Origin of the sequence: Kitasatospora sp. NPDC089509 (assembly GCF_044749365.1) — a bacterium.
In the GTDB taxonomy this organism is placed as follows: Bacteria; Actinomycetota; Actinomycetes; order Streptomycetales; family Streptomycetaceae; genus Kitasatospora.
In genome coordinates this window covers 108,230-123,226 of the sequence record NZ_JBIVHS010000002.1, presented here as the reverse complement: position 1 = coordinate 123,226, position 14,997 = coordinate 108,230, and the positions used below count along the sequence as shown (strand labels likewise).

The 14,997-nt window shown below is 73.4% G+C and carries 12 protein-coding genes; 7 read left to right on the top strand and 5 right to left on the bottom strand.

The genetic code is table 11. From position 1 onward, the window contains the following. Positions 1-5: 5 nt before the first annotated feature. The 4 genes from ACIP4P_RS04135 to ACIP4P_RS04120 form a co-directional block, all read right to left on the bottom strand. Positions 6-1,133, bottom strand: a complete 1,128-nt coding sequence (locus ACIP4P_RS04135) for an AAA family ATPase (RefSeq protein WP_400914553.1) — start codon at positions 1,131-1,133, stop codon at positions 6-8. Between the two features lie 98 nt (positions 1,134-1,231). After that, entirely contained in the window at positions 1,232-2,737 is a 1,506-nt protein-coding gene (locus tag ACIP4P_RS04130) for a hypothetical protein (RefSeq protein WP_400914551.1), read from the bottom strand. 4 nt (positions 2,738-2,741) lie between these two features. Then, positions 2,742-3,761, bottom strand: a complete 1,020-nt coding sequence (locus ACIP4P_RS04125; RefSeq protein ID WP_400914550.1) for a trypsin-like peptidase domain-containing protein — start codon at positions 3,759-3,761, stop codon at positions 2,742-2,744. Further along, positions 3,758-4,180 carry a CU044_2847 family protein gene (locus ACIP4P_RS04120; RefSeq protein WP_400914547.1) on the bottom strand — a complete coding sequence of 141 codons (423 nt, stop codon included), beginning with the start codon at positions 4,178-4,180 and terminating at the stop codon, positions 3,758-3,760. The genes ACIP4P_RS04125 and ACIP4P_RS04120 overlap by 4 nt, the downstream gene beginning before the upstream one ends. 300 nt (positions 4,181-4,480) lie before the next feature. Here ACIP4P_RS04120 and ACIP4P_RS04115 point away from each other — a divergent pair, with 300 nt between their 5' ends. The 7 genes from ACIP4P_RS04115 (at position 4,481) to ACIP4P_RS04085 (ending at position 13,743) form a co-directional block, all read left to right on the top strand. After that, positions 4,481-5,755, top strand: coding sequence for an extracellular solute-binding protein (locus ACIP4P_RS04115; RefSeq protein ID WP_400914545.1), 1,275 nt, complete (start codon positions 4,481-4,483; stop codon positions 5,753-5,755). A gap of 86 nt (positions 5,756-5,841) precedes the next feature. Continuing rightward, positions 5,842-6,744: a carbohydrate ABC transporter permease gene (locus tag ACIP4P_RS04110; protein WP_400914544.1), complete on the top strand. Its 903-nt coding sequence runs from the start codon at positions 5,842-5,844 to the stop codon at positions 6,742-6,744. Between the two features lie 2 nt (positions 6,745-6,746). Next, positions 6,747-7,562, top strand: a complete 816-nt coding sequence (locus tag ACIP4P_RS04105) for a carbohydrate ABC transporter permease (protein ID WP_400914542.1) — start codon at positions 6,747-6,749, stop codon at positions 7,560-7,562. 80 nt (positions 7,563-7,642) lie between these two features. Continuing rightward, positions 7,643-10,294, top strand: coding sequence for a TIM-barrel domain-containing protein (locus ACIP4P_RS04100; protein WP_400914540.1), 2,652 nt, complete (start codon positions 7,643-7,645; stop codon positions 10,292-10,294). A 238-nt stretch (positions 10,295-10,532) separates the two neighbouring features. Next, entirely contained in the window at positions 10,533-11,639 is a 1,107-nt protein-coding gene (locus ACIP4P_RS04095) for an acyl-CoA desaturase (RefSeq protein ID WP_400914538.1), read from the top strand. Between the two features lie 68 nt (positions 11,640-11,707). Continuing rightward, positions 11,708-12,847: a glycosyltransferase family 1 protein gene (locus tag ACIP4P_RS04090; RefSeq protein ID WP_350516679.1), complete on the top strand. Its 1,140-nt coding sequence runs from the start codon at positions 11,708-11,710 to the stop codon at positions 12,845-12,847. 47 nt (positions 12,848-12,894) lie between these two features. Next, positions 12,895-13,743, top strand: a complete 849-nt coding sequence (locus ACIP4P_RS04085; RefSeq protein ID WP_400914536.1) for an alpha/beta fold hydrolase — start codon at positions 12,895-12,897, stop codon at positions 13,741-13,743. Between the two features lie 18 nt (positions 13,744-13,761). Here ACIP4P_RS04085 and ACIP4P_RS04080 read toward each other — a convergent pair whose 3' ends face one another. Beyond that, positions 13,762-14,988, bottom strand: a complete 1,227-nt coding sequence (locus tag ACIP4P_RS04080; protein WP_400915333.1) for a PLP-dependent aminotransferase family protein — start codon at positions 14,986-14,988, stop codon at positions 13,762-13,764. Positions 14,989-14,997: the final 9 nt, after the last annotated feature.

Genomic DNA, 14,997 nt, shown 5'->3' with positions numbered 1-14,997 from the left:
CCGCCTCAGCTCTCGTTGAGCGGCCGCAGCAGGACGTCCTGGATGACGTCCCGCCCCGGTCCGCTGCCCCACAGCCCGCGCTCGGCCATGAGCAGGGCGTTGAGCAGTTGGTCGTTGGCCAGGTCGGCGCCGTCCTCGCGCTGACGACGGAGGAACTCGGTGATCAGCGCGGCCCGTTGGGCGCCGTCGGCGGAGTGGTCGGCGCCCAGGTGGGCGGCGACCATGGCGGCCAGCCGCTCCTCGGTGGGCGGCTGGATCTCCAGCCGGACGCAGCGGCGCAGCAGCGCCGAGGGGAACTCCCGTTCGCCGTTGCTGGTGAGGACGACCAGCGGGAAGTGGGCGCAGCGCACGTGCCCGCCGCGGACGATCGCCCGCCGGCCCGGGTCGGCGGTGGCGACCTCCTGCGGTACCGGGCCGAGGCGTTGGAGCTCGGGGATCTCGAACTCGCCCTCCTCGAAGACGTTCAGGAGGTCGTTGGGCAGGTCGATGTCGCTCTTGTCGATCTCGTCGATCAGCACGACGCGGGGGGTGCGCCAGGGCAGCAGCGCGGTGCCGAGCGGGCCGAGGCGCAGGAACTGGCCGATGGCGGGCGGCTGGTGGTCCGGGGCGGCGTGCTGGTCCGGCCGGTGGTCGTTCGGGTCCTGGTGGCCCGGGGCGTGGTGCGGCGCGCGCAGGCCCGCCTCGTGGAGGCGGCCGATGGCGTCGTAGGTGTAGAGGCCGTCGCGCAGGGTGGAGCGGCTGCTGATCGGCCAGCGCAGCACCGGGCCGAGGCCCAGCTCGTGGGCGACGGCGTAGGCCAGGGTGGACTTGCCGACGCCGGGCTTGCCGGTGATCAGCAGCGGGCGGCGCAGGTGGAGGGCCAGGTTGACGAGGTGGATCTCGCGGTCGTCGGCCTGGTAGGCGGTGGCCTGGCGGGTGCGGCCGAGCCGGCGGGCCGTCGGTCCGCCGGCGTCGTCGGCCGGGGGCGGCGGCAGTTCCTCCTCGCGCTCCACCCAGTCGCCGAAGGACCGCCAGGCGGGGGCGGGCGGCAGCGCGGCGATGCCGTCGTGGGGCACGCCGGTGCCCCGGTAGATCCACCAGTTCTCGGCCATCGTTACCGCCTGCTCCTCGTCACCACGGTCGTCGGAAACCATCGCTTCTCCCCAGCATCCCCGGCATCCCCCGGCTCACAGCATCCCCTCGGCCCGCACCCGGCTCCGGCCCGGGGCCGCCCCCGGTGCCGCCCCCCGGTTCACACCATCCCCGGAAAGCCGGCGTCCTGATCCGGATCCACGCAGTTCGGATCGTCCCAGAGCAGTGTGATGCCGTCCTGCGCCTCGGCCGCCCGGGTCACCTTGCGGTGCCGGTGGACGGCCTCCGGCAGCTGGGCCAGGGAGCGCGGGCGGTCCCGGCGCAGGGCGTCGACCATGTCGGTCGGGGCGCCCGGGGCCCGGCGCCAGAGCATCGCCGGGACGCCGTCGAAGACCATCGCGTCGAGCACGGCGGTGCGCACCCGGGGGTCGAGTTCGTCGTACGGGGTGTCGAGGCCCAGGCAGGCCAGGGTGGGCCGGCCGTCGAGCCAGCCGGGCAGGTCGGCGGCCCGTTCGGGGTGCAGGGGCGGCCAGCCGATCCGGTCGACGGCCTCGCAGTCCATCGCCTCGCTGAACAGGTGCTCCCAGCGTTGGTACCAGGCGTCGGTGTGCAGCCACGGGTTGGCGTAGCGGTCCAGGGAGCGGACCACGACCGGGTGCAGCAGTCCGAGCCGGTGGCCGCCGGGGGTCGGGGACCACAGTTCGGCGCTGTGCCCGAGCAGCGCCTTGGGCAGCAGGAACTCGATCCGCACCGGGCTGCGCTTGCTCCGGGCGATCTCGGTGAACAGCGCCTGCCAGCCGGCCAGTCGGGCGCTGCCCTCGGCGACGAGGTCCTCCTTGGCGAGGGAGTCGGTGGTGACCAGGTCGTTGAGGCGCTCGATCGAGCCGCCGGCCAGCGGCTGGCGGTAGTAGGACGCCCGGAGGTGGTAGCGGCCGGCCTCGATGTGCTCGGGGGTCTCCGGGTCCAGCCGGATCTGCACGATGAGCCGGCCGGCGGGTTCCGCCGGGGGCGCCGGCCGGGCGACCCCGATGCCGCTCAACAGGGTGGCGAGTCCGCCGAGTTGCGGGTGCTGCCGGGAGAGTTCCGGGTCGTGGGCCAGGCTGTCCAGGAAGGCCAGCGCGTAGCCCGCGTCGGGGCCGCCGAAGTGGTCCAGCAGCCGGCCGAGGATCTCCGGCAGGGTGGTCCGCTCGTCGATCCGCTGCCGGCCGGGGGCACGTAGGGGCACGTGGGCGAGCAGCCGGGGCGGGCCGGGCGGCGGGGTGACGGCGCGCAGCAGGACGACGATGCGCAGCAGCAGTTCGGTCGGCAGTCCGGTCTCGGCGGTCAGCGCCAGCACCGTCAACTCCAGCCAGGGCAGCGCGCCGTCGTACGGGTCGTGGGCCCGGAGCGCCTCGCCGAGCGAGCCGAGCACGGCCCGGGGATCGCGGGCGCGGCGGATGCCCAGCAGGATCTGCCGGACGTGTTCGCGCGCGGTGTCGGCCTCCTTGACGTCCAGGTGGAACATCCGGGAGGACGGGGAGCGGCCCATGGTCTCCAGCACGTCCTGCCGGAAGTCCTTCCGGGAGATGCCCCGGAAGTCGAACAGGATCTCGGCCAACAGGCCCTCGGCGGTCCCGGTGAGGAGCGGGGCCGCCGACGGCCGGGCGCCGTACGCCGCTCCGCCCATCCCGCTACCTGCCCCCCGGACCACCGGGCAGCGACCCACCCGCCACCGGACCGCCCGCCACCGGACCACCTGGCAGCGAGCCACCGGGCAGAGGCCCGCCGACGGCCCGTTCCACGAGCCCCCGGAGCTGCTCCAACCCGCCGTCGTACGGGGCGAGTTCCGCCAGCGCCGCGTACAGCGCGCCCAACGCGGCCGACGGGTCGCGGTGGTAGCGGCAGCGGCGCACCAGCCGGGACAGGTGGTCGCGGCGGTCGGAGCGCTCCTCGACCTCGAAGGAGTGCGGCAGGCCGAGGTGTTCGCCCATCCGCTCCAGCAGGTCGTACCGGCCGTCGGCCCGCGCGGTGTACGGGACGGACATCAGCGCGGCCACCAACTCTGCCTCGGTGGGCGGAGGTTCGGGCGGCGTGACGGCAACCGCCGCCCCCAGGAAGGCGATCAGCGCCCCGAGCGGGACGTACCAGCCGCCCAGGTCCTGCTTGTACGAGCGGCTGCCCTTGAGTACGCCGTGCACCAGTCCGTCCGGCCCGGCCAGCATGCTGCCGCTGAACCCGGGCTGCACATGGCCGGTGACGCCGATGAACTCTCCGGAGCTGCCGACCACGCGCAGGGCGACCGTGTCGATGCTGGCCCCCGGCGTCGGGGTGGCCTCGGAGTAGCCGAGGGCGGTCAGCCAACTGCCCGGCTCGGCCTCGACGCCCGCCAGCGGGGCCACCGGGTGGCCCGACCCGGCGGCGGCCGGGAGGTCGAGCAGCGCGAGGTCGGGAAAGGCCTCGAACGGGCCGGCGCCCGCGGTGTCGGGCTCGGCGCGGACGGCCCCGGGCACCACCGGGTAGGCGCTCGCCCCGTGCCGGACGACCAGTCCCTCGGCCGGGCCGCGCCGGTCCAGCACGACGTGCGCGCAGGTGACGGCCAGCCCGGGGGCGACCAGGAAGCCGCTGCCCCGGAAGCCGTCCGCCGCCTCGATCCGCACGGCGCAGCGGTGCAGCGCCTCGGCGCGAGCCCGGTCGAGTTGCGGGCCGGTCACTCCGCTGCGGCGGGGGTGGCGGCCTCGGCGTTCGCGCGCTCGCGCCGCGCCGCGAGGTCCCAGGAGAGCTTGACGGTCAGCCCGGCCTCGCTCCCGGCCTCCGCGATGATGCCGAGCAACTGCCCGGACTTGACGGCCAGTTTGAGCCCGAACTCGACCTCGAAGGAGTCCGGCGCCCCGGACTCGCCCTGGGCGATGGTCTCCGCCGCCCAGCGCCCGATGCCCTGCACGGTGCCGCGCACCTGGTCCAGCGACAGCGCCACCGCCGACCCGACCTTGGCGGCCCGGTCGCGCAGGCCGACATCACCGAAGCCGTCCTCGTCCCCGGCCACCGCGAAGCCCACCTCGCCGATCACCTCGGCCCGCACCGTGGTGCCGTCCCCCAGGTCGATCGTCTCCACCGTCACGTCCCCGGCCACGCCGCTCCCCTCCCGAACGTCCGAACCGCGCGCCACAATACCGCGACCCCCGCGCCACCCACCGTTACGGGGTACGACACATCGGGACGGCAGAACCGGGCGGCGGGGCCCAAGTTGAGCGTTTCTGCGCAGAGGTCCTCCCGTCGGGCCGGGCCGGGGGCGGCAGTGTGCGGAAATCACCCGCTTCGATTGACATGAACCGCCCGAAGCAGCAAGCTGCTCTTTCGAAACTGCTCAGAACCAGCACTCTTCAAGCATCTTGGATCACCCGATCAAGCGCGCACGAAGGCGGTAACCGCAGTGGACAAACGTGTACTGGCCCTCGTCTCGGCGTGCGCGCTCGGGGCGCTCGCGCTCACCTCCTGCGGTAGCGGGGGCGGCAGCGGCGGGGCGGACGCCGATGGCAAGGTGACGCTCAAGCTGGTGGCCGCCGACTACGGCGACAAGGAGTCCAACAGCTCGAAGGCCTACTGGAACGGGGTCGCCACCGCGTTCACGGCGGCCAACCCCGGCATCAAGGTGGACGTCCAGGTGGTGAACTGGAACGACATCGACCAGCAGGTCAAGACGATGATCCAGAGCGGCAACATGCCGGACGTGCTGCAGACCGGGGGCTACGCCGACAAGGTGGCCGACGACCTGCTGTACAAGGCGGAGGACGTGCTGTCGCCCGCCACCCGGGCGGACCTGATCGACAGCTTCGCCAAGGCCGGGCAGGTCAAGGGCGTGCAGTACGGCATCCCGTTCGTGTCCTCGGCCCGGGCACTGTTCTACAACAAGACCCTGTTCCAGCAGGCGGGCATCTCCCAACCCCCGGCCAGCTGGGAGGAGTTGCGCAAGGACGCCGAACTGGTCAAGGCCAAGGTCCCCGGGGTGACGCCGTACGCGCTGCCGCTCGGGCCGGAGGAGGCCCAGGGCGAGAGCATGATCTGGGAGCTCGGCGACGGCGGCGGGCCGACCGGGCCGGACGGCGCCTACACCCTGAACAGCCAGCCGAACATCGACACCTTCCGCTGGCTCAAGTCGAACCTGGTCGACCCCGGGCTCACCTACGCCAACCCGGCCAGCACCGACCGCAAGACCGCGTTCGCCGACTTCGCGGCCGGCAAGGCGGCGATGCTCAACGGGCACCCCTCGCTGATCCAGATGGCGCAGACCGGCAAGGTCGACTACGGGGTGGCGCCGATCCCCGGCCGGAACGGCCCGCTGACCTCCACCCTCGGGGTGGCGGACTGGATGATGGCGTTCAAGAAGAACGGCCACCAGGAGCAGATCAGGAAGTTCCTCGACTTCGCGTACTCCAAGGCCAACCAGCTGACCTTCGACGAGACGTACAACCTGATGCCGGTCACCAGGAGCGTACTGGACGAACTCACCACCGGGGGCAAGCACAAGGACCTCGAACCGTTCTTCGCCCTGCTGCCGCACGCCGTGTTCTACCCGCTCGGCGACACCAGCTGGGACGCGGTGTCCGCGGAGATCAAGAAGTCGATCGGCGGCGCCGTGTCGGGCGACCCGGCCAAGGTGCTCGGCGATCTGCAGAAGAAGGCCCAGGACGCCGTCGCGAACAGGTGACGGGCCCGACCGGACTGCCGAAACCCGACCGGACTGCGACACCTGACCGGACTGCGGAACCGGACCGGACTGCGAAAGGCGACGCCGTGACCCTCAACTCCCCCGTGCGCAACGCCCGTCGGCCGGCCCGCCGGCTGGGCCCGCTGCCGTGGATCGCCCCGGCCGTGCTGCTGATCGTGGCCGTGGTGCTGTGGCCGGTGTACGAGATGGTCCGCACCTCGTTCCTGCGGATCAGCACCAGCGGCTTCGTCCGCGGCTCGGCCGGGCTGGACAAGTACCGCAAGCTGTTCGGCGAGAGCGACCTCGGGCACGTGCTGCTCGCCACGGTGGTCTGGACGCTCGCCGTGGTCGGCCTGACCATGCTGCTCTCGCTCGCCCTGGCCCAGCTGTTCGACCAGCGGTTCCCGGGCCGCCGCTACGCCCGCTGGGCGCTGATCGCCCCCTGGGCGGCCTCCGTCCTGATGACCGCGATCGGCTTCCGCTGGATGCTGGACCGGACGGCGGGCGTGCTCAACACCCTGCTCACCGACCTCGGGCTGGTCGACGGCCCGCGGGACTGGCTCGGCGACCCGTCGACGGCCTGGCCGTGGATGGTGTTCGTCGCGGTGTTCGTCTCGCTCCCGTTCACCACCTACACCCTGCTGGCCGGCCTGCAGACCGTGCCCGCCGAGGTGTACGAGGCGGCCCGGGTGGACGGCGCCTCGGCCTGGCAGGCCTACCGGCGGATCACCCTGCCGCTGCTGCGCCCGGCCTTCCTGGTCGGCGTGGTGATCAACCTGATCAACGTCTTCAACTCCTTCCCGGTGATCTGGGGCATGACCCGGGGCGGCCCGGACAGCTCCACGGCCACCAGCACGGTGTTCATGTACCAGCTGAAGGCCACCGACATCGGGGAGTCCGCGGCGATGTCGGTGGTCAACTTCGCCCTCGTGGTGCTGATGGTGCTGGTCTTCCTCAAGGTCAGCCGCTGGAACGGGGAGGAGAGTTGACGATGCGCAGGACACGGGGCCTGGCCCTCGCGGGGGCGGCCTGGCTGCTGGCGGCGGTCTTCCTGTTCCCCTACCTGGAGATGGTGGTCACCGCGCTGCGCCCGGCCGACGAGCTGCGCGACGCGACGTACCTGCCCCGGCACTTCGCCTGGTCCAACCTCATCGGCGTCTGGCAGGACTCGACCCTCGGCGCCAACCTGCGGGTCACCCTGCTGGTGGCCGGCGGCGCCACCGTGCTGGCGCTGCTGGTCGCGCTGCCCGCCGCCTACTACACCGCCCGGTTCCGCTACCGGGGCCGGCGGCTGTTCCTGCTGCTGGTCCTGGTCACCCAGATGTTCCAGCCGACCTCGCTGCTGGTGGGCCTGTACCGCGAGTTCTACCAGCTGGGCATGCTCAACTCGGTCTGGACGCTGATCCTCTGCAACGCCGCCTTCAACCTGGCCTTCGCGGTCTGGATCCTCACCGCGTACATCTCCTCGATCCCGGTGGAGCTGGAGGAGGCCGCCCTGCTCGACGGCCTCGGCCGGCTCGGGGTGCTGCGGCGGGTCGTGCTGCCGCTGGCCCTGCCGGGCGTGGTCACCGCGGTGATCTTCACCTTCATCTCGGCCTGGAACGAGTTCGTGATGGGCCTGACGCTGTCCACCGACCCGGGCAGCCAGCCGCTCACCGTCGGCATCAACAGCTTCATCGGCAACTACACCGTCCAGTGGAACTACCTGTTCGCCGGCTCGGTCGTCGCGATCGTGCCGGTCGTGGTGCTGTTCGCCCTGATCGAACGGCACGTGGTCTCCGGGCTGACCGCCGGATCGGTCAAGTAGCCGTCCGCACCCGCGGATCGAGCCCCGCAGACACGCACACAGCAGCAGATCGAGCCTTCGAGTCGACAGGAGAACCCCCCGTGCGCCTGCTCCGACCCCAGCTCCGCAGGGCCGCCCTCGCGGCGGCCCTCACCAGCCTCGCCGCACTGGCCGGACCGGCCCTGCCGGCCCGCGCCGCCACCCCCGCCGTCGCCGTCCTGGACGGCGCCCACCAGGACGTCAGCTGGCAGAGCCCCACCTACGCCAAGGGCACCCTGGGCGGCCCCACCTCCTGCCCGGCCGCCGCGCAGGACCCGGACGGCGCGGTCTGCGGCCGCTTCGACCTCACCGTGAACGTCCCGTCCGGCTACTGGGACGACAACCCCGAGGGCGGCGTCCCGATCTCCGTCCAATGGCCGCACCAGACCGACGACTTCGACCTCTACGTCTACGACGCGAACGGCAAGGAGGTCGCCGAGAGCGCGGGCACCGCCGACCCCGAGGCCACGGTGATCCCCAAGGCCTCCGGCACCTACCACGTCCTGGTCGTCCCGTACGACGTGCACGGCGCCTCCGTCACCCTGCACGCCTACCTGCCGAAGACCGCCGACGCGGGCGACCTCACCTCCTTCTCCGGCGGCCGGGGCAGCTACGACATCGCCGCCGGCCCCCTCAAGGCCAAGGTCGACTTCCTCGCCGACGACCAGCTGCGGCTGCGCGCCGCCCCGGACGGCGTGCTGACCGACCCGGCGGGCAGCACCATCATCCGCAAGCAGCCCGAACTCCAGTCCCGCACCGGCTCGTTCGACGCCGGCGACTACTACGGCATCCGCTCCGGGCACGTCGTGCTGCGGGTGTACAAGCACCCGCTGCGGTTCGGCCTCTACCAGGCCGACAACCGCACCGCGATCTGGCAGGAGGACGCCCCGCTGCGCTGGTCCACCGGCGGTCTGCGGCAGAGCCTGGTGCGCGGCGCCGACGAGCAGTTCTTCGGCGGCGGCGAACAGAACGGCAGCTTCTCGCACCGCGACCGGACCGTCCACGTCGCCAACAGCACCAACTGGAACGAGGGCGGCTACAACAACTCCCAGCCGTTCTACGTCTCCACCGCCGGCTACGGCGTCTTCCGCAACACCTTCGCCCCCGGGATCTACGACTTCGGCTCGCCGGTGCGCACCGGACAGCAGGAACGGCGCCTGGACGCCTACTACTTCACCGGCGACGTCAAGTCGGTGATCGGCCAGTACACCGCCCTGGTCGGCAAGCCCTTCATGCCGCCGGTCTACGGCCTGGAACCCGGCGACTCCGACTGCTACCTGCACAACGCCAACCGCGGCGAACGCCACACCACCGACGCGCTCAAGGTCGCCGACGGCTACCAGCAGAACGGGATGCCGCTCGGCTGGATGCTGGTCAACGACGGCTACGGCTGCGGCTACGAGAACCTGCCGCAGACCGGCGAGGGCCTGCGCAAGGACCACGCCCAGCTCGGCCTGTGGACCCAGAACGGCCTGCCCAACCAGGCCGAGGAGGTCAAGGCCGGGGTCCGGGTGCGCAAACTGGACGTGGCCTGGGTCGGCAACGGCTACGACTTCGCCCTCAACGCCTGCGACCAGGCCAAGGCCGGCATCGAGGACAACAGCGACGCCCGCGGCTTCGTCTGGCTGCCGGTCTCCTGGGCCGGCGCCCAGCGCTGCGGGGTGCTCTGGAGCGGCGACCAGAGCCTCTCCTGGGACTACATCCGCTGGCAGATCCCCACCTACGCCGGCGCCACCATGTCGGGCATCGCCTACGACACCGGCGACGTCGGCTCGATCTTCCGCCGCGACCCGAAGATGTACACCCGCGACCTGCAGTGGAAGGCCTTCCTGCCGACCATCATGACCATGGACGGCTGGGCCAAGGACATGACCGGCAAGCAGCAGCGCGACCAGCAGCCCTGGCTGGACGGCGAGCCGTACACCTCGATCAACCGCAAGTACCTCCAGCTGAAGGAGCGGCTGCTCCCGTACATGTACACCCTCTCCGCCGAGGCCACCCGCACCGGCATCGGCGCGGTGCGCCCGCTCGCCCTGGAGTACCCGGACGACCCGGCCGCCCTCGGCCCGGACGCCAAATACGAGTTCCTGGCCGGCCCGGACTTCCTGGTCGCCCCGGTCTACTCCGACACCTCGGTGCGCAACGGCATCCACCTGCCCGAGGGCACCTGGACCGACTACTGGACCGGCCGCACCTACCAGGGCCCCACCACCATCAACGACTACTCCGCCCCGCTGGACACCCTGCCGGTGTTCGTCAAGGGCGGCGCGATCGTCCCGATGTGGCCGCAGGGCACCCTGTCCTGGCAGAACCGGGACCGCGGCGAACTGGACTACGACCTCTACCCGCAGGGCGACAGCTCCTACACCCTGTACGAGGACGACGGCACCACCCGGCAGTACGCGACCGGCGCCTCGGCCACCCAGCAGGTGGACGTCCACGCCCACGGCCCGGTCACCACCGTCAAGGTCGGTTCCAGCGAGGGAAGTTACACCGGCAAGCCGGACGCCCGGGCGTACCGGTTCAGCGTGCACGGCGAGCCCGCCCCGCGCCTGGTGGTCACCCGGGGCGGCCCGCTGCCCGAGCTGGACTCGGCCGCCGCCCTCGACTCCGCCGACTCCGGCTGGTACCACGACGAGGCGACCGGCGTGACGCACGTGAAGACGCCGTCCTTCTCCACCGACGACGCCTTCAGCCTCCACCTGATCCACTGACCGTCCGGGCCCGCCGGGCCTCGCAAACACGATCGGCCGTCGTACCCCTGACGGAGCAAACCGGGCCGCCACCCGCCCGATCGTGCCCATCCGACCACGACACGGGACCGCACCGGGACAACCACCGAGCGCACACGAAAGGCTGAGGCCGTCCGGCCCAGGACCACACCACGTGGCCCTGGGCCGGACGGCATGACGGCCACGACCGGCCGGAGCGACCCGAGACCGGGATGGTGGCATGACCCTTCAGGACACCCCGACCGCCGGCACCACCCGGCACGGCGACTTCGCCGAGCTGCGCCGACGCGTCACCGAGGCCGGACTGCTCCGCAGGCGCCCGCTGTACTACGGCTGCCGGGCCGGCGCCCTGCTGCTCGCCCTCGCGCTGGTCCTGACCGGGTTCACCGCCCTCGGCGCCACCTGGTGGCAGCTCGGCCTGGCCCCCGTACTCGCCCTGGTCCTGGGCCAGTTGGCGCTGCTCGGGCACGACATCGCGCACCACGCGGTGTTCTCCGGGCGCCGGAGCACCGATCTGGCGGGCATCCTGCTCGGCAACCTGGTGGTCGGGATGAGTTACGGCTGGTGGGTCAGCGACCACAACCGCCACCACGCCCACCCCAACCGGGAGGGCCGCGATCCGGCCGCGAACGCCATCCTCTTCGTCCGCACCGCCGAACAGGCCCGGCGCACACGGGGGTTGCGCAGGACCGTCGCCAAGTACCAGGCGGAGCTGTTCTTCCCGCTGCTCTCCCTCCAGGCGCTCGGCCTGGTCGTCGCCACCACCGTGACCCTGGTCCGGGGCCGGCTCCGCCACCCGGTGCTGGAACGGAGCCTCGCCGCACTGCACTACCTCCTCGCGGCGGGCCTGCTGCTGGTCGTGCTCACCCCGCTCCAGGCGCTGGCCTTCGCCGTGCTGTGCGGCGCCGTGCTCGGCGTCTACCTGGGCTGCATCTTCGCGCCCAACCACAAGGGCATGCCGATGACCGGCCCGGACGAGCCGCCCGCGGACTACCTCCGGCGCCAGGTGCTGCCCTCCCGCAACCTGCGCGCCGGGCGGTTCACCCACTTCCTGTTCGGCGGCCTCGGGTACCAGATCGAGCACCACCTCTTCCCGGCCATGCCGATCGCGGCGCTGCGGCCCGCCGCGCGGATCGTGCGCGGCTACTGCGCCGAGGTGGGGCTGGCGTACGGCGAGGCCGGGCTGGTCGACTCCTTCCGGGAGATCCTGCGCGACCTGCGGGAGGTCGGGCGCTCCGTCGACTCGCCCCCGGGCGCGACCGCACCCTGCGTGCCTCCGGTGCCTTCCGTGCCCGGGGCGCGGGCCGACCGCGGGAGCGCCCGGTGAGCCGGCTGCTGTCCGGGGCGACGGTCCGCCCCGCGGCGGGCCCGGCCCCGGCTGCGCCCGGCGGCCGACTGCGCGTCCTGATCGTCACCGAGTCCTTCCCCCCGCAGCTCAACGGCGTCGCCCACTCCGTGCTGCGGACCGCCGAGCACCTGACCGCCCGCGGCCACTCCGTACTGGTGGTCACCCCGGCGACCCGCGCCCGGCGCGGACCCGAGCAGGTGGACGGCTACCAGGTGCTCCGGGTCCGGTCGGTGCCGCTGCCCGGCTACCCGGAGGTGCGGATCGCCCTGCCCGGCGGGCGGTTGGCCGCCGCGATCGACCGCCACCGCCCCCAGGTCGTCCACCTGGCCGGGCCGTTCGCGCTCGGGGCGGCCGGCGCGGCGGCGGCCCGGCGGGCCGGGATCCCGGCCGTGGCGGTGTTCCAGACGGACATGGCCGCCTACGCCCGCACCTACCTGCCGTTCCTCGGCGGGGCCGGCCCCCGGGCGGCCTGGCGGATCCTGCGGCGGATCCACACCGCGGCCGCCCGGACGCTGGCACCCTCCCAGGCCTCGCTGGGCGCACTGGCCGCCCACGGCGTCCCCCGGCTGCACCTGTGGCCGCGCGGCGTCGACCGGGAGCGGTTCCACCCGCGCCACCGGGACGACGCCCTGCGCCGCCGGCTCGCCCCGCGCGGGGAGGTGCTGGTCGGCTACGTCGGACGGCTGGCGGCGGAGAAGCAGGTCGACCGGCTGGCGCCGGCGTCCCGGCTGCCGGGTGTCCGGCTGGTGGTCGTCGGTGACGGCCCGTGCCGCGCCCCGCTGGAGGCCGCACTGCCGGACGCGGTGTTCCTGGGCCGCCGCACCGGGCACGAACTCGCCCGGCTGTACGCCTCGTTCGACGTGTTCGCGCACACCGGGCCGTACGAGACCTTCGGCCAGACCGTCCAGGAGGCGATGGCCAGCGGCCTGCCGGTGGTCGCCCCGGCGGCCGGCGGGCCGCTGGACCTGGTCCGCCCGGGGCGCACCGGCTTCCTGGTGCCGCCCGGCGCCGGGGAGGAGTTCCGCACGGCCGTCGAACGGCTCGCCCGGGACCCCGACCTACGGGCGGACCTCGGCCGGGCGGGCCGCGCCGCCGTGTCCGAGCGCGGCTGGGACGCCGTCGGCGACCGGCTGATCGGGCACTACCGCCTCGCCATCGCGGAGACCGCCGGACCGCTGCGGCGCTGAGCCCCGCACTCCTCCGACCACTCGACGACCCCTGAGGACCCACCCCCGTGCACCAGCCGCTCGCCGCCGACTACACCCCCAGCACCGCGCCCGGCGCCGGGACCGCCGTGTTCCTGCACGGACTCGGCGGCTGGACCCACAACTGGGCCGCCCTGATCGACCTGCTGCGCGGCTCGGTGCACTGCCTGGCCCTGGACCTCCCCGGCTACGGCCGGTCCGCGCCCCCGGCCGGGGGCGTCGTCACCGTCGAGGGCCAGGCCGCCGCCGTCGCCGCCCACCTCGACCGCGCCGGGCCCGGCAGGGTCCACCTGGTCGGCAACTCCCTCGGCGGCCTGACCGCACTCCATCTCGCCGCCCACCGGCCCGAGTTGGTCGCCTCGCTGACCCTGCTCGCCCCCGTCCTGCCGGCCCTTCCGCCGCCGCAGGCCGCGCGGGCGGCCCTGCTCGCCCTGCCGGGCGCCCCGCGACTGTACGGCCGGCTGCTGGCCGGCCGCAGCCCGGAGCGCCAACTCGACGACCTCTACCGGCTGATCTACGCCGACCCCGGCCGGGTCCGCCCCGACCAGCGCGCGGCCGAGGCCCGCGAGCGCCTGCGCCGCAGCGCGCTCCCGCACGCACCGCGGATGCTGCCCGAGGGCATGCGCGCGGTGGTCCGCGCCTCCCTGCACCGGGGCGTCTCCTCCCCCTGGCAGCAGGCCGGCCGGATCACCGCCCCGACCCTGCTGGTCTACGGCCGGGAGGACCGCCTCGTCCCGTTCCGGCTCGCCGCCCGCGCCTACGCGGCCTTCCGCGACGCCCGTCTCCTCACCCTCCCGGACACCGGCCACGTCGCCATGCAGGAGCGGCCCGCCCCGGTCGCCGGCGCGCTCCGCGCCCTGATCGCCGAGGCGGGCTGAGCCGCTCACGAGGCCCCGTCAGGCCAGGCGGTCGGCGATCAGTGCGGCCAACCGGCGGACGCCCTCACAGATTTGATCCTGTGTCACCACACTGACGGAGAGTCGGAGTTGGTTCGCCGCCTCCGGGGCGTCGTGAAAGTGCCGCATCGGGGTCCAGAGCACGCCGTGGTCCCGGGCCGACACGGTGAGCAGGTCGTCGTCGGCCTCGAAGGGCAGGGTGACGACCAGGAAGAAGCCGCCCTCCGGGGTGTTCCAGCGCACCGGGCCGTCGGCCGGGAAGTGCCCGGCGAGGGCGTCGAGCAGGCAGCGGAGGTTCTCCCGGTAGCGGGCGGTCTCCCGCTCGTTGGCGCGGACCAGACTGCCGCCGTGCTCCAGCAGCTTGCCGGCGATCACGGCCTGGGCGATCGGCGAGGTGTTGACCGTCACCATGCTCTTGAGCTTGGCGAGTTCGTCGGCGAACAGGCCGGTGCCGCCGTCGGGGTGCACCACCTCCTGGTCGGCGACCACGAAGCCGATCCGGGCGCCCGGCAGGCCGGTCTTGGCGTACGAGCCCAGGTAGACGACCCGGCGGCGGGTGTCCAGCGCCTTGAGGGTGGGCAGCCGCTCGCCGCCGGCCGTGAACAGGCCGTACGGGTTGTCCTCCAGGAGCAGCAGGTCCTCGCGTTCGGCCAGGTCGAGCAGGGCGTGCCGGGTGGCCAGGTCGAGGCTGAGGCCGGAGGGGTTGGCGTGGTCGGGCAGCAGGTAGCAGGCGCGCGGGCGCAGGCCCTCGGCGCGGGCCCGGCGGATCACCTCGGCGAGGTCGTCGAGGTCGATCCCGGTGGGGCCGCTGCGGACGGTGCGCACCGGCAGGTCGACCAGCCGGGCCGCGCCGGTGAGACCGACGTAGGTCGGGGCGACGGCGAGCACGACGTCGCGCTCGTCGGTGCGCAGCGCGCGCAGGACCAGGAACATCGCCTCCTGGCAGCCGACCGTGACCACGACCGACTCCGGGTCGGCAGTGATGCCCTCGTCGGCGGCGAGGTTGCGGGCGACCAGCTCGTGGATGACGCCCTTGGTGCGGCCGTACTGGAAGAAGGCGCGGCCGGCCTGCTCGGCGGTCAGCCCCAACTCCTCGGTGAGGTGGCGCTCGTAGCGGTGCAGATAGCGGTGGACGGCGGCGATCTCGAAGAACTCCTCGCTGGGCCGGCCGGCCGCCAGGGCGATCGCCTCGGGGTAGCGGCCGGCGATCTCGTTGAGGAAGTTCATCGACTCCAG